16 protein-coding genes are annotated in these 18,026 nt (G+C 60.1%); 2 read left to right on the forward strand and 14 right to left on the reverse strand.

Annotated elements, in window-relative coordinates; genetic code table 11:
- The first annotated feature begins 25 nt into the window (after positions 1-25).
- Entirely contained in the window at positions 26-1,435 is a 1,410-nt protein-coding gene (locus tag F758_RS0100720) for an FAD-binding oxidoreductase (protein WP_024506039.1), read from the forward strand.
- A 695-nt stretch (positions 1,436-2,130) separates the two neighbouring features.
- Here the strand turns inward: F758_RS0100720 and F758_RS0100735 are convergent.
- From F758_RS0100735 to coxB, 4 genes are all read right to left on the reverse strand, one after another.
- A complete protein-coding gene (locus F758_RS0100735; protein WP_024506040.1) occupies positions 2,131-3,447 on the reverse strand; it encodes a ferredoxin reductase family protein in 1,317 nt (438 codons plus the stop codon).
- 36 nt (positions 3,448-3,483) lie between these two features.
- Complete coding sequence (locus F758_RS0100740; protein ID WP_157449806.1) at positions 3,484-3,819, reverse strand: hypothetical protein; 336 nt, start codon at positions 3,817-3,819, stop codon at positions 3,484-3,486.
- Between the two features lie 62 nt (positions 3,820-3,881).
- Positions 3,882-6,419: a cytochrome c oxidase subunit I gene (gene ctaD / locus F758_RS0100745; RefSeq protein WP_024506042.1), complete on the reverse strand. Its 2,538-nt coding sequence runs from the start codon at positions 6,417-6,419 to the stop codon at positions 3,882-3,884.
- Between the two features lie 4 nt (positions 6,420-6,423).
- Positions 6,424-7,104, reverse strand: coding sequence for a cytochrome c oxidase subunit II (gene coxB / locus F758_RS0100750; RefSeq protein WP_024506043.1), 681 nt, complete (start codon positions 7,102-7,104; stop codon positions 6,424-6,426).
- Positions 7,105-7,179: 75 nt separating this feature from the next.
- Between coxB and F758_RS0100755 the strand changes: the two genes are divergently transcribed.
- Positions 7,180-7,665: a DUF2231 domain-containing protein gene (locus tag F758_RS0100755; protein ID WP_035720485.1), complete on the forward strand. Its 486-nt coding sequence runs from the start codon at positions 7,180-7,182 to the stop codon at positions 7,663-7,665.
- Here F758_RS0100755 and F758_RS0100760 read toward each other — a convergent pair.
- The 10 genes from F758_RS0100760 to F758_RS47240 all read right to left on the reverse strand — a co-directional run bounded on the left by F758_RS0100760 (position 7,629) and on the right by F758_RS47240 (position 17,608).
- On the reverse strand, positions 7,629-8,129 hold the full coding sequence (locus F758_RS0100760) for a HemJ family protein (protein ID WP_024506045.1): 501 nt from the start codon (positions 8,127-8,129) through the stop codon (positions 7,629-7,631). The two genes, F758_RS0100755 and F758_RS0100760, sit on opposite strands and share 37 nt — an antisense overlap.
- On the reverse strand, positions 8,126-8,854 hold the full coding sequence (locus F758_RS0100765; protein ID WP_024506046.1) for a cytochrome c oxidase assembly protein: 729 nt from the start codon (positions 8,852-8,854) through the stop codon (positions 8,126-8,128). Before F758_RS0100765 ends, F758_RS0100760 begins: the two co-directional genes overlap by 4 nt.
- A gap of 2,012 nt (positions 8,855-10,866) precedes the next feature.
- Positions 10,867-11,874, reverse strand: coding sequence for a hypothetical protein (locus F758_RS0100775; RefSeq protein WP_024506048.1), 1,008 nt, complete (start codon positions 11,872-11,874; stop codon positions 10,867-10,869).
- 79 nt (positions 11,875-11,953) lie between these two features.
- Positions 11,954-12,805: a metal ABC transporter permease gene (locus F758_RS0100780; RefSeq protein ID WP_198026387.1), complete on the reverse strand. Its 852-nt coding sequence runs from the start codon at positions 12,803-12,805 to the stop codon at positions 11,954-11,956.
- A complete protein-coding gene (locus F758_RS0100785) occupies positions 12,762-13,589 on the reverse strand; it encodes a metal ABC transporter ATP-binding protein (RefSeq protein WP_024506050.1) in 828 nt (275 codons plus the stop codon). Before F758_RS0100785 ends, F758_RS0100780 begins: the two co-directional genes overlap by 44 nt.
- Positions 13,589-14,467, reverse strand: a complete 879-nt coding sequence (locus tag F758_RS0100790; protein ID WP_157449807.1) for a metal ABC transporter solute-binding protein, Zn/Mn family — start codon at positions 14,465-14,467, stop codon at positions 13,589-13,591. The genes F758_RS0100785 and F758_RS0100790 overlap by 1 nt, the downstream gene beginning before the upstream one ends.
- The gene (locus F758_RS43085) at positions 14,464-14,784 is read right to left on the reverse strand and encodes a hypothetical protein (protein ID WP_024506052.1); all 321 of its coding nucleotides are present in this window, start codon (positions 14,782-14,784) and stop codon (positions 14,464-14,466) included. Before F758_RS43085 ends, F758_RS0100790 begins: the two co-directional genes overlap by 4 nt.
- Before the next feature lie 102 nt (positions 14,785-14,886).
- Complete coding sequence (locus tag F758_RS0100800) at positions 14,887-15,867, reverse strand: CobW family GTP-binding protein (RefSeq protein ID WP_024506053.1); 981 nt, start codon at positions 15,865-15,867, stop codon at positions 14,887-14,889.
- 11 nt (positions 15,868-15,878) lie between these two features.
- Positions 15,879-17,111 carry a CobW family GTP-binding protein gene (locus F758_RS0100805; RefSeq protein ID WP_024506054.1) on the reverse strand — a complete coding sequence of 411 codons (1,233 nt, stop codon included), beginning with the start codon at positions 17,109-17,111 and terminating at the stop codon, positions 15,879-15,881.
- Positions 17,108-17,608, reverse strand: coding sequence for a CobW C-terminal domain-containing protein (locus F758_RS47240; protein WP_084304993.1), 501 nt, complete (start codon positions 17,606-17,608; stop codon positions 17,108-17,110). Before F758_RS47240 ends, F758_RS0100805 begins: the two co-directional genes overlap by 4 nt.
- Positions 17,609-18,026: the final 418 nt, after the last annotated feature.

The following is an 18,026-nucleotide window of genomic DNA, read 5'->3' on the forward strand; positions in this document are numbered from 1 at the left end:
TGGAGGCAGGGAAAAGGAGGCCGACATGAATGCCCATGCCCTGCCGCGCCCGGCGCCTGGCATCATCACCGAGGTCAGGACGCGGCTTGCCGAGCGCCTCGGTGCGCGGGTCTCGGTCACGCAAGCAGTGCTCGACCAGCACAGCCATGGCGAGGGCTTGCCGGCGGTCGGCGTGCCCGATCTCGTGGTCTTTCCCGAAACCAATGAAGAGGTCGCGTTCGTCCTCGCTCTTTGCAACGAGCGCCGCGTCCCGGTGACGCCGTTCGGCGCGGGCTCTTCGCTTGAAGGTCAGCTCGCCGCGCTCGCCGGCGGCGTGTCGCTGGACATGGGCCGCTTCGACAGGATCCTGGAGGTCTCGGCCGACGCGCTCGACTGCCGCGTTCAGGCCGGCGTCACGCGCGAGGCTTTGAACGCGCATATCCGCGACACCGGCCTGTTCTTCCCGGTAGACCCCGGCGCCAACGCCTCGATCGGCGGCATGGCCTCGACGCGCGCCTCGGGCACCAACGCAGTGCGCTACGGCACCATGCGCGAGAACATTCTCGGCCTCACCGTCGTCACGCCCGATGGCCGTATCGTGCGCACCGGAAGCCGGGCGCGGAAGTCGTCGGCCGGGCTCGATCTCACCCACCTCTATGTCGGCAGCGAAGGCACGCTGGGTGTCATCACGGAGATCCAGCTCAAGCTCCACGGCCTGCCGGAGACGATCGTCGCCGCCGTCTGCCAGTTCAATTCGCTGGAGGGAGCAGTCGCCGCCGTCGTCGCGGCGCTCCAGTCCAACCTGAAGATGGCTCGCATCGAGCTGCTCGACGAGGTGCAGATGCGCGCCGCGATCCGTTATTCGAAGCTCGGCTATGTCGAGACGCCGACACTGTTCCTCGAATTCCACGGCACGCCGGCCGGCGTACAGGAGGAGGTCGAGATGATGCAGGCCATCACCGCGGATCATGGCGGCGGCGAATTCCAGTTTGCCGAGCGTCACGAAGACCGCAATCGACTTTGGAAGGCGCGCCACAATTCCTACCAGGCGGTGATGGCGCTGAGCCCCGGCAAGAACAACATGGGCACGGATGCCTGCGTGCCGATCTCAGCGCTGCCGGCCTGCCTGCTGGAGACCAAGGCTGATATCGTCGCCTCCGGGCTGACGGCGCCGATCGTCGGCCATGTCGGCGATGGCAATTTCCATCTCGGCATCCTGTTCGACTCCAAGGATGCCGATGAGACCCAGCGCGCCGAGGCGCTCGCCTTCCGCACGTCCCGGCGGGCTATCAGCATGGGTGGCACTTGCTCGGGTGAGCATGGTGTCGGGGTGCACAAGATCGTTCACATGCAGACGGAGCACGGAGAGGGTGTCGCCTTGATGAAAGCGATCAAGCAAGCGCTCGATCCGAACGGCATCATGAATCCGGGAAAGATCTATCCCCTGATGGATTGATCGTCCCGAGGGGCTGGTAGGCTCGAAGGTGCAAGCGCGCCGTTATGAGCGGCAGACTATCAATCGCCTTCGTTCCGGGCCCGGCAAAAGCCCGCATGTTTCTTCTGACGCGTCCGCGATCCGTATGCTCTAACAGCGAAACGCTTCGATATCCGCCGCCGAAATGGCTTGCCAGAGCGAAGTGGGCGTCGCCTGCGCTCCATGCCGATCTCGGCGGCGTTCTCGATCGCCGGTTGCTGCCGCCCAAGACGTAACCTCGGGCTCACTTGTGACCCGATCGGCGGCTTGGTGCAGATCACGTGCATGGTCGATTGCTGAATGATAGGGAGCTCGGCACCCGTTCATTGGCTTTGTCCTGACAGCGCTTGATCAGTCTGGCAAGCGGCGAAACGATCGAGGATAGGCGCTTCGAAGATCGGGGATAACGAGAGTGAATCGTTTCGCGAGCGCAGGCGCGATCTTGCGCCAGGCAATATGCGTCTGTGGGTATGGGTCGAATATTCCACTGACCTTGACTGCGGCGTTTTGCTACGCATTGATCGGTTTGCCGCTGGATGCTCGGGCCTCGCTGCCGTGGGTCCGGACCTATCATCCCATTATTCGCAACAGGGCGAACAGAACTGACAGCAGAATCACGATCGTTCCTGTGGCAAAGACCAGCCGGTCGGCAAACAGACGGCGCATTGTTGGGCTCCCTACACGAAGCTGTAACGCTCGGAATGGTATTTCGACATGGGCACTCCCAAGTCCGCGAGCGCCTTCTCGACCGCATCCATCATGGGGCCCGGTCCGCAGATGAAATACTCGTGGTCGGCGTAGGGCCTTGTCAGATGCCGCGCGAGCAGATCGGCGGAGATGAAGCCCCGCTCGCCCGCCCAGTCGGCAGAAGGATCCGAGAGCACGTGAACGATCGTCAGGTCGAGTCGCACCTTGAGGTCTTCGAGTTCCTCGCGAAAGGTGATCGAATCCCAGTCCTTGCTGCCGTAAAGCAACATCACCGGTCGCTTGTCGCCGACGTCCGCGAGTGTACGGATCATGCTCATCATCGGCGTGATGCCAACGCCGCCCGCAATCAACACATGCATGTCCGCCGGATCGCCGATAGTGAAGGCGCCATACGGACCGTCGAGATAGATGCGCTTGCCAACCGGCACGTTGCTGATGCCGCTGGTGAAATCTCCGAGGTTTCTGATCGACATTGCAACGGTGCCGTCCGCGGTCTGGGCGCTCGACGAGAACGAGAATGGATGCGCGGTAATCTTGAACGGATTTCCCCACACCGTCAGCCAGCCGAACTGGCCAGGCTTGAAGCGGAAGCCGTCATGGCCGTCGGGCTGCATCACCAAGGTGACAGTCTCGCCACGCTCCTTGCGGATCTCGGTAACTCGGTAGGGTCGCCGCAGCAGGAACAGCGGTTTGACGATGCGGATGTAAAACAGCAGTGCGATCCAGAAGATCGTCAGGCCGACCCATAAGGCCCACTTGAGAGAATCAGTCAGGTAGAAGCTCCAACCCACCATGTGCACAAGCGCGCCCGCGACGGCGACGAGGGCGAGCGCGATATGGCTGTAATGCCAGAGTTCATAGGAAATCTTCAGCCTTGCGCGCCACAGCGCCGTCACCACCAATACGACAAGCGCGATCACGGACAGGAATGCCGAAACGGCGCCGAGCGGCACCTCGCCATATTGCGGCAGCGCGAGCAGGTGGGGCTGGACGACTAGCATGATCGCCGGGTGCACCAGGGCCAGTGCCACCGCGAACAGCGAAATCTGCCGATGAAAATGATAGATAACATCTTCGCCCCATGGCTCGGTGACAAAGCGGAAGCGAGCCGTGAGGCCGAACTGCAGGCCCATGATCGCCAACGCCGAATAGCCCACTGCGGCGGAGAACTCCGTCCAGAAATCGCGTGCCGGCGGCAGCGAGCCGAGCAGAAGTGCAAACAGGGGCAGCAGAATGAACAGCAGGTAGACGATGATCCAGATGATGCTGCGCGCGGTATAGGTCATTGCTGTCTTCTCCGCGGTTCCAGCGTCACGCCTCGATCAAGTGCAGGTCGTCAGCAGCAGCGTTGGGCCAAGCGTGAAAACGATAGTCACGAAGGCTGCAATCAAGGTCCACAGGATCACCCAGTTGAGGAAGGAGTCCGTGGGGTCGACCGCAGGAGCGCCTGGATAGGTCCCGGCGTAGCTGCGCCACAGCAGTCCGACGAGAGCGAGATGAACGAAGAGAACCAGGCCGAGCCCGAGACGAATCGCATTTGCCGGCCAGGCGAAGGCGCAACCAACGGAATGAAGGACGTATACAAAGCCAAGCGCGCTGCCCCAGACGGAGAAGCCCAATACTAGTAACCAGAGCCGCCGATCTGGAACGGGGCGCATGCTCACTGAACTCCCTTCCGCATTTCGTGGCGTAAGCCCGGCTTCCAGATGTCGAGGCGCTGTCATGGCCGCATTCCCAGCATGCCCACAAGGGCTGGCAAGGCTAGGACTAGCCCAAGCGCGATGGCTCCCGTCATCGCCGTGTAGTCGAGCCAAAGCCGCGTCAGGCGCAGGTCCACCAGCCGTCGGGATGAGACGAAGCCTGAGCTGAAGCGCAGCACGTTGCTAAGGAGGAAAAGAAGGCCAATGCCGGCGTGCAGGGCCACATAGCCGAGCAGCGCGGCGGCCGTCGAACCAAGCGCATGCTCGCGCGGATGTGGAACGACATTTTCGATCAAGACCACGATCGCAACTATGGCAGCGAGCAATGCGACGGCTGCGAGCCCAATCCAGGCCTGCGGCGCGCGGCCGGTGGCGAGGAAGCGCAACGACCCGCGCGCTGCGGCTGCGCCGAGGAAAAGAGCCACGAGCGATCCGGCCGCGAGCCAAACGTTCGTCTCAGGCCGCGTTGGCGGCGGCCAGTTCGGCGCAGAGATCCAAAGATAGAGCACGCCGAACGCTAGTGAGGTAAACAGTGTGCCATTGGCGACCAGCGCGAGGATCAGCGCCAACCATGGTGGAGTGCTGGCCACCTCGGTGTGCGGTGGCACGCAAAGACCGTGGCCAATCGTCAGGGGCTCGTAGTCGCGGGCGTGGCCCGACTTCTGTCCCCACAGCACGAACAGGCCGGCTGTCACCAACGCCATGACAACCGCCAGCCAATAGGCTTGGAACAGCATCGATAGCACCGCTGCAGCGATGAAAAGTGCTGTGTAGAGCGGCATGTAGGTTTGGCGCGGCAGCACGATCAATTGATCGGGCGTGCCCGATATCATGTCGACGCCCAATGTTTCCTGCCAACCGTTCCGCGCGAAGCCAAGATACCCCTCGCCGCGCGCGAGTGATGACCCGAGTTCGCCGGCAGCGATCCGGTCAGCTCGGGTGTCGATGTTGGGGAGCGAAGCAAAGGCGTAAGGAGCCGGCGGGAGCCTCATCGCCCATTCGAGTGTCCCCGCCCGCCAGGGATCGCACCGGACCCGACGCCCATAGCGAACCTGCGCGATGAGGTCGATCGTCACCAGCGCGAAGCCAATCGTCATGATGAACCCGCCGATCGAAGACAGCAGATTAAGCCAGATCCAGCCCTCGGTCGCCGAATACGTGTAAATGCGCCGAGGCATGCCGAGCAGACCCACCAGATGCATCAAGAAGAAGGTCAAATTGAAACCGATGAAGATTAGCCAAAACGCAGGGACTGAGAGCCGGTAAACCGCACTGCGGCCGGTGAGCAGCGGCAACCAATAATAGAGCGCCGCCAACAAGGGGAACGCGGCAGCGCCCGCGATCACATAATGGAAGTGTGCGACAACGAAGTAGGTATCGTGCGCTTGCCAGTCGAAAGGCACCATAGCAAGCATTACGCCCGTTAGACCTCCGATCACGAAGGTCGAAAAGAAGCCGAAGATGTAGAGCATCGGCACATTCCAAACCGGCCTGCCATGGGCCAGCGTAGCGAGCCAGGCAAACAACTGCACCGCCGTCGGGACCGCGACGATGGCCGAGCCCGCCGAGAAGAAGGCTAGCGCGAGATGCGGGATTCCCACGGTGAACATATGGTGCACCCAAATGCCGAAGCTTACGAACGCAAGGCCGATGATCGCGACGACGATTGACCTGTATCCAACGAGAGGCCTGTTGGCGAAAACCGGAATCATCGTCGACAAGAGGCCGGCCATCGGCAGCAGAATGATGTAGACGTCAGGGTGACCGAAGAACCAGAACAGGTGCTGCCACAGCAGTGCGTCACCACCGCGTGTCGGGTCGAAGAAAGGCAAGCCGAACGCGCGCTCTGTCTCCAGCAGGATCGATCCGAGGATCAGCGGCGGAAAGGCCACAATCATCATCGAGGCCGTGACCAACATATACCAGCCGAAGATTGGCATTCGGTCTAGTGACATGCCTGGCGCTCGAATCTTCAACACGGAGACAACGATCTCGACAGCCAGCGTTAGCGCCGATATCTCGACAAAAGTGACTCCCAGCAGCCAAACGTCCGCGTTGATTCCGGGTGTGTAGGCTATCGAATTCAGCGGCGTGTACATAAACCAGCCACCGTCTGGTGCAACCCCGGCGAGCAGCGCGCCGGTGAGGATCGTCCCGCCGAACAAGTAACACCAATAGCCAAAGGCGGTCAGCCGCGGAAACGCAAAGTCGCGGGCGCCCAGCACCTTGGGTGTCAAGTAAACCGCCAAGCCCTCTACCATGGGTATAGCGAACAGAAAAAGCATGATTGACCCGTGCATGGTGAAGACCTGGTTGTAGGTCTCCGCATCCAGGAATGCCGCTTGGGGCGTCGCGAGCTGCACCCTGGTCAACATGCCGAGCACGCCGCCAATTGCAAAGAATACAAACGCCGTTGCCATGAAGCGTACGCCGAGAACGGAATGGTTGACCGACGCAAGGCGCCGCAGCCCGGGACCTGTGGCCCAGATCTGCGCGAGTTGACGGTGCAGGTCGACCGCCGGGGCGGGTTGCGGGGCTTCTTCGGTCGAGACGGTCATCGCGTCACTTTCGGCCTGCCTCGGGGTGGGCGATCGCGGTGGAGAAGTCCGCTGCCGGGTGCGCGACGACATCGAAGCGCATGCCGCTGTGGCCGCTTCCGCAGAATTCGTTACAGAGCCCCTGGTAGCGTCCCTGTACGTCAGCCCGAATTCGCAGGATATTCGTGTGCCCAGGCACGGCGTCGATCTTGCCGGCAAGCCGCGGTATCCAGAAGGCGTGGATGACGTCGCGGCTCGTCACAACGATGTCGACCGGCACGCCCACTGGCAGGTGTAGCGTCCCCTCGGTTTTGATGTCGCCGGAGCCGGGATAGCGAAAGGTCCACGTCCATCGTTGGGCCTCCGCCTCGATCCGCAACGGCTCGGCCGAACCCAGCGGCAGGAGCCGTTCGCCTGTCACCAGCGCGGACGCAACGAGCGGTGTCAGGACGACAGCCGGCAGGCCGAGCCCTCCAAGCACGATCCAGCGGGTCGGCGAGACCCGCGCGCCCCAATCCGGGCGCCAGATCACCAGCGCGTAGAGCGTCATCACAAGAACAAAGAGCGCGGCGGCGCCGGCGAGCATCACCCACCAAAGCGTTGCGATCGATGTTGCCGCCGGCCCGCCCGGATCGAGCGTCGACAGCGGACCCGTGCAGCCTGCCAGTAGAACAGGAAATCCAAGGTAGACCAGCGTGCGCAGCACGCTATGATCCGGGAAGGCTCGTCCCGCAGACGGAGAACGGGTGTCATGCCGAATGACGAGAGCGATACCTCGGCAATGAAAGAAAGTCCGGTCATGCTGGAACTGCTCCGGCTGGACACCGGGTCTGCGGTGGCACTTGTCGGCCATCCGATCCACGTCATGTTGGTGCATTTCCCGATCGCCTTTGTGATCGCGACCCTTGGTGTCGACGTATTCTATTGGTGGTCGGGCGACGGCTTCTGGATGCGTGTCGGTCTCTGGGCCTCGGGTTTTACATTCTGGAGCGGTATCGCAGCCAGCATTGTCGGCACGGCAGAACTCGTGCTGGTTCCGGGCATCCGGACGCGCGAAGCGAGCTGGTCCCACGCCGTAGCGGCCATGACGCTGGTTGCTATCACCGGAGCGAACTGGGGACTGCGCCTGACCTACCCGGAATCGATCCTGCCGCATGGCCTCGCGCTCTCCGCGCTCGCCTCGGCGATGGCAGGCTTGGCGGGCTGGCATGGCGGCAAGCTCGTGTTCGATCATGGCATTGGCATTATGGTTTCGCCCAAGGCCTGACGCAGCCCGCCGGGCGCGAACAGTTCGGTGGCGAACTGATTGGAATCGATGTGAACCTTGGCCAGCACCACCCATATGATCGCTGTGATCAGCACGAGATAGGAGGCCGTCAGCGTAACGTATGAGAACCGGCTAAAGCTGCCGCCGGGCTCGAACAAATGCGCAAGGGTCAATCCGGCAACGATGTGCAGCATCACCAGCAGTGCGACGAGCATCATCTTGAGGGAGAACCACTCCAGGAACGTAGTCTGCAGGAAGATCAGCACCGTTCCGCTGCCGATGGCGAGGAAGGCAGCCGGAGATGTCATCTCCACATAAACGAAGCGCGTCAGCCTGTGCAGTCGATCAAGCTCACTCCCCAATTCGAGATCACGGCGTTGCCAAAATAAAAACGGCAGGACGATCAATCCTGCCGACCAGATGGCAATCGTTCCGAGGTGAATGAACTTGAACAGCGTCGTCATGCGGTTGGCTCAACCGGGCGCAAGCCCGACCACGCAAGCCACAGCCCCAGCCCGAGATAGGGCAGCGGCGCCGGCACCCACATCAGAAGCCCCGCCAGTTGCTGATCGGTGAGCGCACTCAGTCCCCAGGCCTCGGCGCTCGCGAAATGGACGGGATATAGCGCCCGCGGCGAGAATACGATCAAGGCGGCCAGAAGCCCCATCTGACCCATTGCAGCAACGATCGCGACAAGCGCCGAGCCAAGGTGAGTCGTCGGCTCAAGGATTGCGCGCCAAAGCAGCCACGCACTGCCGAGAAGGGTGCCCTGCATCAACCAGTAGGCGGGGACGCTGACGAGTCCCCATTCGTAGGGCCCCGGCATATGCCAGACCCAAAAAATGATCGTGTGAACGCTAACGAGTACAGCGAGCGGGTGTAGGGGTAATGGTCGCGCGGGAAGAGCAATCGCGAGAAGCGGGGCAGCAAAGCAGACAAGCAGCACATGATGCAGCACTCGCGCCGAGAACAGCGCAGAGGCGAGCGCGCAAAGCGGCGAGACAAAGATCACCGCGATCAGCACGAGCGCTGTCCAGCCAGCCCAGGCCTTCGCTGCGTGACCACGCGCGATCACAATGGCCAATACGGCGAGCGCCGCAATGAGCGGTGGATCGAAATTCCAGCGTGCCAAGACATCGCCCGGCACCGCAGCGGGACCGCAGTAAGCGATGGCGACGGTTGCCCGCATAGGTACGCCCTCTCGCGACTATCGTTACGCAGCGGATCTTCGTCACTACGCGTGGTAGCGCCTACATGCCGCCACGAGAACGCACCAAGGCAAACCGGCTGCAAATGGACGGGCGGCGATGAGTCGGACGAGCCAACAATGGATCCGACTACCATCGCGATCAGCTCAAAGCCGCCAAAGGTTTTGGTTTGGTGGAGTTGTGGTCATGTACAAGCCTCGAACCGCGCGCTGCAATGTCTTGGCCAACTAGCTCGCTTGGAGCTTGAACAATACGCTTTCCGCCGAGGATCTGGATATCAGGCAATCTTCTAGTCGCGGTCAGGGATTCCCCTAGTGTCGGTCAGGCTACCGTCTGCTATAGTGTTTGCGGCAATCGTCGTTTGCCTCGCAGTTCATGGAGAACAGAGAGTGTGCACACGTTACCGCCTTTGTCCCTTGTGTGCTGCGGTGGCATCATCGCTGGTCGCGTTTGGCGCCCAGGCCACTCCGCTCTTGCCTTACGCTACGCCGCTAGCAATGCCGGACGCGACGCTGATAGCTGAAACATGCGCGGCGGGATATACTTTGCATCCACGACTCCACCGCTGCGTCGCGGAGCCGACTTGTGGTCCGGGATCCACATTGCACCCGCGTCTCCATCTCTGCGTCGCGGAGCCAACTTGTGGCCCAGGATCGACATGGCACCCGCGACTCCATCGCTGCGTCACCCCCTAGTCGTGGTCGTCGGGAGAGACGCTTGCGGGTGGCCACGGCAATCTATCGAACCACTGGAGGAATTCGCCGAGGCTATATGGCCGAGGCATAGCATTGGCGAGACTGCCTGCGTCCAGCAACGCGATGCATGATGGGCCTCGAATGTTCTGAGGTGCTTTACCGTCAGCTTGAAATCGAGAGCATCGGCTAGCCTCGAGTTGAGGAGATGTACTATTTGTTGCGCGTGTATTGTCCTTTAAATCCGCCACGAACCGCGCGATCATGACTTACCTTCTGTCACGAGGAGCGCCGACCTGCTGACCCTGAAGGGCGGGAGTTAGAGCGGATTACCTCGGTTGCGCCGGACAATCTTAAACACGAGGAGTGAGACACCACCGAGCAGAGATAGACATCCGACCGCGATCACTGGCGACGATTCTTCGTGTAGACCGACCACGATCAACAGGATGCCTAGCAGCAAGAGAAAGACGGCCGCCGATTTCTTGGCCAGGAGAGTTTCACCTGGATAGCTAGCCATGATGAATCGTCCTCTTTGGTCTCAAGATTCCGCTCAAACGATCGTTGACGTTCGCGAACTGTCTTCGTCGATGCAGGCGCTTTTGAGAAATTGCACTCCCTTAAGATTAAGAGGCGAAACATTCTTGCGAAACGGAAGTGCTGGACATCGATGTCGCATGTAGGTTGTTTTCTTACTCTGTTTCAATCGTCCTGTCTGCACGAAACTGGTCGACGTCTGCCTTCGGAGGGGGTGGACCCTAGCTACAGGACCATAGCGCACACGGCGCTGATGAGATCCTTGTGTGTAGCTTGCGGCACGCACACGACTAGCGTATGGCGGCATAGGGTCGCACCCTCTTGGCCGGTGAAGAAAGCGCCGGGTCCACTGGTAGGTACACTGGGAAGTCGCCATTCAAAAAATGATGGACTTCCAGTTGGATGGGCGAGGGTTCGATTCTGCCCCTGGATACCAACCGCTCTCATCGACCCCCCGCGTCGGCTGCATCAGGCCGGCTATTTCAAATGCACAATCGGAACGGCCAGAGCCGTCGGCCGACCGTCAACAGCGGATCCGCTTCGTTCCAACTCCGTTCATGCTCCGATTTGCACTTCTACCGGCCTTTTCGTTTTGATTTCACACGAGAATTGGTGTCTCGGACTACCTCGACATGGTACGGATCGCGCGGCCAAAGTGAACCGGTCACCCTTTAGGCTGAGAGTATTCACTGGTTTCGAGTCGCCTCGTGATCCTGTTCGTGCTGGCAAAGCACGACCGCTTCAAAGCAAGTCGAGAGGAATAGCTACCCGGAAAAGTCACGGCCTTTGCAAATTGGCGCTGACTGCGGCGGCGGTTCGGGATGATCCCCTCTATATTGAGCAAGAATCGGCTCGAGGATCTGTTTCGGCCAGAATTTCGGAGACCCGATCTGCTTTAGGCAGAACGCGTTCCAATACAGCCCGGCGCGCGGCAGCGGCTGATGAGCTGCAACCGCTTGCGCGACAGCTTCAACGTCGCGAGATTCAGGATAAATGTAGACCGTCGTCGGGTTGTCCTTCAGCAGTGGGATGATTTGTCCGGCGTCAGATTGCGACCAACTCGTACAGCCATCGCTGCGTCCGCCCGAGTAGTCCACCAGAGACCCGAATGGAACGTAACCGTCCTGGTTCGCGTATGGGCTGTGCGGATCCTTTCGAAGACATACGCCTTTCAACGCGACGGCAGCATGTCCGCCGATGGCGCGCTGCCTGGCGTTGGCTGTCTCACCTTCCCCATCGAATTGAACAAACGAGCGCATCAGCGCCGCATCTTGTTTTGTTGAAACACGATAATATCCCTTGAAAGACGTTTTCGTCTCTCCCGTGAGATAAGCGCCGCCGGCCGTCAGGTTCGAATCCATCGCGTTGCCGAAATTCTTCGCGCACTCTCTTCCATTCGAGAAATCCGCGATACCCCTCAAATGGCGACCGCTGCCGTGACCCGCGGAGATCGCACGAAAAGATCGATCGGCCTCGCAAATAACGTAAAACCGCTTCCCCAATCTGCCGTCGGTCAAATCGTTGGGGCGCGTCGCGTCCATGGCCAAATAACACGGATTCTTGACGACCCCCTCCTTCACCTTTCGCAGGTAGAGGGCGCGTGCCCTCTGTAGCACCACCTGCGCGATCTGCCCGTCGCCTTCGCCGATATGGCCCCGCAACCAAGCCGGAACCTCCGGCGACTGCTCTGCTGCAAACGAACAAACCGATGCCAGCGTTGCGATCGCCAGACCGAGGCTAACCTCGCTAAGGAAGCGCAATCCTGACCGCAAGGGAACATCTCCATTTCATAAACAGAGGATGGATTGCCCGAGCCGGAAGTTCTGGATGCCGACTCGAAGCAGGGTCTGATCAGAGCCGTGGGCTCGATTTCCTCATCTTCAGTTGTTCCAACGGAACGCGCGTGACGAAATAGCCAAGCGCGCTCAACAACGCGATGCAGAAGCTGACCGGCCAGTCCGTATCATAGGCAATGATGATGCCGAGCCAAGCCTCCGCCAGCGCGACGACCGCCGATAGAACAATTCCGCTCCAAAGCCCGGTCACAAGCCGCTGGGCGGTTGCCGGCGGCCCCACCATGAGGCTGAAGACCAGAAGAATGCCGACGATCTGGGCGCTTTCCGAGACTCCAACAGCGACGATCGCGAGGAAGGCGGTGGATACGAAGCCCACTGGAACGCCTTTGGCCTCGGCAAGCTCCGGCTGAAGGCTGGCAAAGATGAGTGGCCGCATGATCGCGGCCAGAGCCGCCAGCGTGATCAGGCCCATCACGACGAGCGCCATGATCATCGGCCGGTCAACCGCAAGCACATTGCCGAAGAGCAGCGAGGTGGCCTGGACTGCGAACGCCGTGTAGTAATGCAGAAACAGAAGCCCGAAGCCAAGCGCGAGCGACAAGACGACGCCGACGGCCACGTCGCGGCCACTGACGCGCTCGCCCATCATTCCCATGCCGATGCCGGCAGCAACCGTGAGCCCGACAAGTCCCCAGATCGGGGCCAACCCGATCAAGATTGCACCGGTCGCGCCGGCGAAACCGATATGCCCCAGTGCGTGACCGGCGAAGGTTTGTCCCCGTAGCACGAGGAAATAACCCACCAGACCCGAGACGACAGCCGCGACTCCGGCAGCTGCAAAGGCGTTTCTCATGAAATCGTAGTCAAGCATGGCGTTGACGATCGCGGCTGTGCGCATGATCGGCATGCAGATGGTCGTGGTGCTCGATATGCCGGCCGCGGGAAAGTACGAAGACGTGACCGTCAGCGTGCACGACGTCGATATCCGAGCCATAGAGTTTGGACAACACGGGAGACGTCACCACCTCCGCCACCGTCCCCAATGCCGCGCGCCCATTGCCGAGATAGAGCACACGATCGAGCGCACCGATCAGCTGATTGAGTTCGTGCGCGCTGAATAAAACGGTTATATTGCGCTCCCCCGCGAAGCGTCCGACCAGTTCGATGATCGTTTCCTGATAGCGCTGGTCAAGGCTGATCAGCGGCTCATCGAGCAACAGCAGTCCCGGCTCGCCAAGCAGTGCTTGAGCCAGCAGCAGCCGTTGGCGCTCACCGCCTGACATGTCCGTCAGCGGGCGCCCGGCCAAGTCAACAGCCCCCACAGCCGCGAGTGATTCATCGATCATCTTGCGGTCAACGTGCCCAAGCTTCGGCAGACCCCATCGACCGCCGCGAACGGAGCTCGCGATGAAGTCTAACCCGCGCACATGCAACTCCGGCGCCACAGTGCGGACCTGCGGAACGTAACCAATGAGGGCATCGCCGCGCCGCGGCGTACGGCCGAACACGCGGATGTTTCCTGCGCTGGGCCGCAGAAGTCCGAGGATGGCGCGCATCAGTGTGGTCTTGCCAGCTCCATTGGGACCAAGGACACCGATGAATTCACCGCCTTTGATCGCGAGGCTGATGTCCGCCAAAACGAGATGGTTGCCGATCCGAAGTGTTGCCTGGTCGAATTCGACGACGTTCATCAGGGCTTTCCGGCCAGTGCGTTTTCAGTCATGTCGAGCTGCGTCAGCATCCAATTTTGGTATGACAGTGTGGGCGGGGTGGTCTCTGTGACGCCCACGACTGCAACACCGGATTTGTGCGCAAGGTCAACGATATGCTGAACCAAATTATCCGATGCCTGCTTGTTGAAGAACAGGACGCGCGCATTGTGTCGCTCCAAGTCCTGCTCAAAGCCAGCAACATCGCTGGCGCTTGGCTCGGTGTTGTTCATGACGGCAAGCTGAAATCTCTGATTGAGCATCGTTAGATGTAACGCGGCCGCCATGTAGCCGAAAACCGGCTCTGTAGCAGTGACTGGGGTACCTTCATATTTATTACGAATGGAGGCGATTTTTGCGTCCAGTGGCTGGAGTGAGGCTAAAAATGAGTTGAGGCGCGAATTGTAGTCGTCTGAATGAGCGGAATCAGCGGCGACAAACGCGGCAGCGACCGCTTTCGCGACCGCAGGCATCGTGGCCGGATCGTACCAGAGATGCGGATTGTCACCGGCCGCCTTATGCATGAGATCTGCAGCTACGATCACGACGCGCCCGGACTCTGGCGCGGCCTTGAGGAGCCCGCTCATCCATGGGTCGTATTGAATGCCGTTTAGGATCACAACTTGGGCTGCGGCCAATTCGCGAACGATGGAGGGGGATGTTTCGAACAGGTGTGGATCCTGATCGGGACTGCTCAGGATGCTGGTGACAGACACTCTGTCGCCGCCGATCTGTTGCGCGACGTCGCCATAGAAGTTCTCGGCCGCGACGACCGCGATCTTCTCGTCGGCGGCGCGCGCGCTCATGAAGGCGCCTAGCATGATGAGCGCGGCCACGATACCAATGCAAATCTTTCTCATGATTCCTGGTCTTTTGATTCAGCACCCTTCTTGGATAAGAAGGTCGGTTCGAATGCTGTCTTGAGCTCGTCAGCGGTCACATCGGGGATCGACTTGTGAAATCTTGCGATGCATGGCTTGTCCCGCTGGCCCAAGATCGCGATGACAGTTTCCACATCAGGACATCCAGGCTCACGACAGGACAGTTCTGTCACAGAGACCGTGACATCCTCGGACAACCCAAGCAGCTTCCGCGTCTGCAACTTAAGTCGCTGAACCGCTTCGGGATAGCCGGTTCTTTGGGCTCGCCGACCCAAAGCAAAAGCAGCCTTTGACATGGGCGAGCCTCCAAATTGATCTGCGATTTATCCTGGGTCGCTCGGCATGACAGACGAAGTCCCAGTCATGCCGAGATTGCGGCCGCCTCAAGGGGGCTGGCGTCAATGACTCGACCTCTGACAGCGCTTGAAGCCGTCCTTCAGAACATCCTCCGGCAAATCGCGGCCAATGAAGACCAGCCGGCTCGTCCTTTGCTCGTCGGGCTTCCAGGGGCGCTGATGGTCGCCTTCGAGCAACATGTGAACACCCTGAACGACGAAGCGGTCAGGATCATCTTCGAATTGGATAATGCCCTTGAGGCGTAGAATGTCGGTGCCAAATTGCTGGGTAACCTGCTGGATCCACGGCAAGAATTTCTGGGGACCGAGCGGCGCCTCAGCCGTCAAAGACAGGCTCTTGACGTGGCTATCGTGCTCATGATCGTGAACTTCGTTGAGAAAGTCGGGCTCGAACTCGAGAACCCTGTTGAGATCGAACGCATTCCGATCCAGGACCTTTTCGAGGTCGAGCGCACACCGTTCGGTGCGATGTATCACGGCGTAGGGATTGATAGAGCGAATACGCGCTTCGATCACCTGGATGTCGGGTTCCGAGACCAGATCGGTCTTGTTGAGTAAGACCACATCGGCGAATGCAATCTGCTCTTGCGCCTCGTGCGCGTGATCGATTTCACCCAGCAGATGCTTCGCGTCGATCACCGTGACGATGGCGTCGAGCTTGGTGTTGCGGCGAACGTCGTCATCGACGAGAAAAGTTTGCGCGACGGGCGCCGGATCGGCAAGCCCGGTGGTTTCGACGATGATCCCGTCGAACTTTCCACGACGCTTCATGAGCCCTTCGAGAATCCTGATAAGATCGCCCCGAACGGTGCAGCAAATGCACCCGTTGTTCATCTCAAAGATCTCCTCGTCCGCGTTGACGATGAGATCATTGTCGATTCCGACTTCGCCGAATTCATTCACGATCACTGCGTAGCGCCTGCCATGTGTCTCCGTCAAAATTCGGTTCAACAAGGTCGTTTTGCCTGCACCGAGGTATCCGGTGAGAACGGTAACGGGAGTCTGTGCGGCCGTATTGCTCATACGTCGTCCTTTCAGTGGGTGGTACCTGTCGAAGTCGGAATCGCGGGGGCGGAGTTGAATTCCAGGTGAGCTACCGCGCCATCGTGGAACGTGTGCAAGAGGACCGCGACAAGCGCAGCACCGAGCGCGCTCAGGCCAAGGACTGTAGCCACCATCCGCGCTTTTGCGCGCGCCGAAATACCCGTGATCGCGGTAAACAGACTTTTGACGACGGAGCCGTCGAGATTGTGAGTGATGACGACGATCCGCGTGCGTCGATCGTCCGACGGCCATGCCGGCAACCGGTATTGATAGATGACATGCTGAACGCCATGGATCACGAGCGGCCGCTCGGGATCGTCCTCAAGTCCAATAAGCCCCTTGAGCCGCAGCATCTGCGGTCCGGCCACCGTGTTGAGCAGATCAACGAAGCTTGCGAGATTGCGTGCCGATACAAGACGGTTTTCGACCAATGCCACGCTCTGTATGCCGGCCGCGGAATGACGGTTTGCGTCCATGACATTGTCGTGAGATGGGCTATCGTCAGCCAAGGCTTGCTCCAAGGCCAGCCAGCCTTCGACGTCGGACCCCAGCTCGGAAGGAACATAGCGACGAGGCACAAAAACGCTGGCGAGGTCGAATTCGGTCCCGTGACGATCCACGATGGCTGCGGCTGGGTTGATTTGGCTGAGCATCTGCAGCAGATCCGACGGGCGGGCATTCGCTCTGGGCTCGGTGTTGATATCGGTCTTGGTGAGCACGATGAGGTCTGCAAAGGCGACCTGCTTCATGCATTCGAAGTGCCGCTCCAGCGTTCCGTGCGCCATCGTCACGTCGACCGCGCAGACGACGCCGGACAATTGGAAATGGCCTGCCACGACCTGAGCGCGATACCCGGCTCCCGGAACGCTGCCCATTGTGATCTGATTGATGATGGGGGCGGGGTCTGCGAGCCCGGTCGTCTCGACGATCACGCGCTTGAATGGCGGCACCGCATTGCTATCCAGCGCATCGTAGAGTTCAAACAGGGCGGTTCTGATGTCGCTGCTCGCGGTGCAGCAGAGACATCCCGTCGTTGTCACCATCAGCTCTCGCTGGTTGACGTGAACGAGATCGTGATCAATCGAGATGTCGCCAAACTCGTTGATGATGACCGCGGTATCTGCGAAGGCATCGCTCGCCAGAAGCTCATTGAGCAATGTGGACTTTCCCGCGCCCAAAAAGCCGGTGAGGATCGTCACCGGTATCGGTTCATCGAATTTCATCGTCGACCGGTCGCTCGATCTCGAGACGCCTGAACGGCGGGGATTTTCGAACGACAGCCCGAAGAACCCGCCAGAGTCAAAATGGCAAGAAGGTCTCGCAGACAATCCTCGTTGAGATTCCTGGTGACGAGTGCAATGCGGGTGCGGTGATCTTCGATGAGCCACTCGGTCAGAGGCAGCGCGCTGAACACATTCTGCTCGCCGTACAGCAGAACTGGTCCGGGCCAACCCTCGACACTTACGATCGCTTTGAGCTGCAGGAGATCAGTCCCGGCAAAACCTGTCAGGAGTTCAAGCCACGTACACAAGTCTTCGGCGGCGATTGGGCTTTCCAGAGTATGATGGTCGCTTCTGATCCGGGTGCGACGATCGATGTCATAACGGCCTGGCCCTTGCCGGAGAGTCTTCCTGTCGTGCCGATCGTGGCCGCTGGTCTGTCCGTCGTTCGGGGCAGCAGAATATCCGGCAAAGAACCAGCTTGGCGCATCGCTCGACATGCAGTCGCCGGGGACTTTCGTCTCACGTCTCCGAGCTCTCGTGAGCAACGAAAGACATGATGGCTCAGCTGTGTTTCGGCCAGGCAAAATCAAAACCTCACGCGAGACGCGGCGTCGCTGGGGACATGCGCGACACCGAACAAGTGACGACCGCTAGGCTTCGCCTTCGGATCTTGCAATCAGCCGGCCGGTGCCTTGCGCAAGCATGACTCCAGCGGGCCGACGTTATATGTTATGTTATAACATTACACTCGGCGAGGCAACAACCATTTGGGTCGTTGTTGTGGGCTCGGCTCGCGCCCGGTGGCCTAGCTGCGTGCCTTTGCGCAGGAGATCACCACCTTCCCATGTGCTTTCAGCGCCATCTTAGCTATCGCCTGCCGGACGGTACCCGTCCCGCAAATGTCGGCCGCTCGCA

This window comes from Bradyrhizobium sp. ARR65 (assembly GCF_000472385.1).
Classification (GTDB): domain Bacteria; phylum Pseudomonadota; class Alphaproteobacteria; order Rhizobiales; family Xanthobacteraceae; genus Bradyrhizobium.

Coding starts and splice junctions, on each gene's coding strand:
- F758_RS0100755 (WP_035720485.1), top strand. CDS start 7,180: ATGAAAGAAAGTCCGGTCATGCTGGAACTGCTCCGGCTGGACACCGGG.
- F758_RS0100735 (WP_024506040.1), bottom strand. CDS start 3,447: ATGACCTATACCGCGCGCAGCATCATCTGGATCATCGTCTACCTGCTG.
- F758_RS0100765 (WP_024506046.1), bottom strand. CDS start 8,854: ATGCGGGCAACCGTCGCCATCGCTTACTGCGGTCCCGCTGCGGTGCCG.
- F758_RS0100790 (WP_157449807.1), bottom strand. CDS start 14,467: ATGAGAAAGATTTGCATTGGTATCGTGGCCGCGCTCATCATGCTAGGC.
- F758_RS0100780 (WP_198026387.1), bottom strand. CDS start 12,805: ATGCCGATCATGCGCACAGCCGCGATCGTCAACGCCATGCTTGACTAC.
- F758_RS0100720 (WP_024506039.1), top strand. CDS start 26: ATGAATGCCCATGCCCTGCCGCGCCCGGCGCCTGGCATCATCACCGAG.
- F758_RS0100785 (WP_024506050.1), bottom strand. CDS start 13,589: ATGAACGTCGTCGAATTCGACCAGGCAACACTTCGGATCGGCAACCAT.
- F758_RS0100760 (WP_024506045.1), bottom strand. CDS start 8,129: ATGACGACGCTGTTCAAGTTCATTCACCTCGGAACGATTGCCATCTGG.
- F758_RS0100740 (WP_157449806.1), bottom strand. CDS start 3,819: ATGCGCCCCGTTCCAGATCGGCGGCTCTGGTTACTAGTATTGGGCTTC.
- ctaD (WP_024506042.1), bottom strand. CDS start 6,419: ATGACCGTCTCGACCGAAGAAGCCCCGCAACCCGCCCCGGCGGTCGAC.
- F758_RS47240 (WP_084304993.1), bottom strand. CDS start 17,608: ATGTCGAGCGATGCGCCAAGCTGGTTCTTTGCCGGATATTCTGCTGCC.
- F758_RS43085 (WP_024506052.1), bottom strand. CDS start 14,784: ATGTCAAAGGCTGCTTTTGCTTTGGGTCGGCGAGCCCAAAGAACCGGC.
- F758_RS0100805 (WP_024506054.1), bottom strand. CDS start 17,111: ATGAAATTCGATGAACCGATACCGGTGACGATCCTCACCGGCTTTTTG.
- F758_RS0100800 (WP_024506053.1), bottom strand. CDS start 15,867: ATGAGCAATACGGCCGCACAGACTCCCGTTACCGTTCTCACCGGATAC.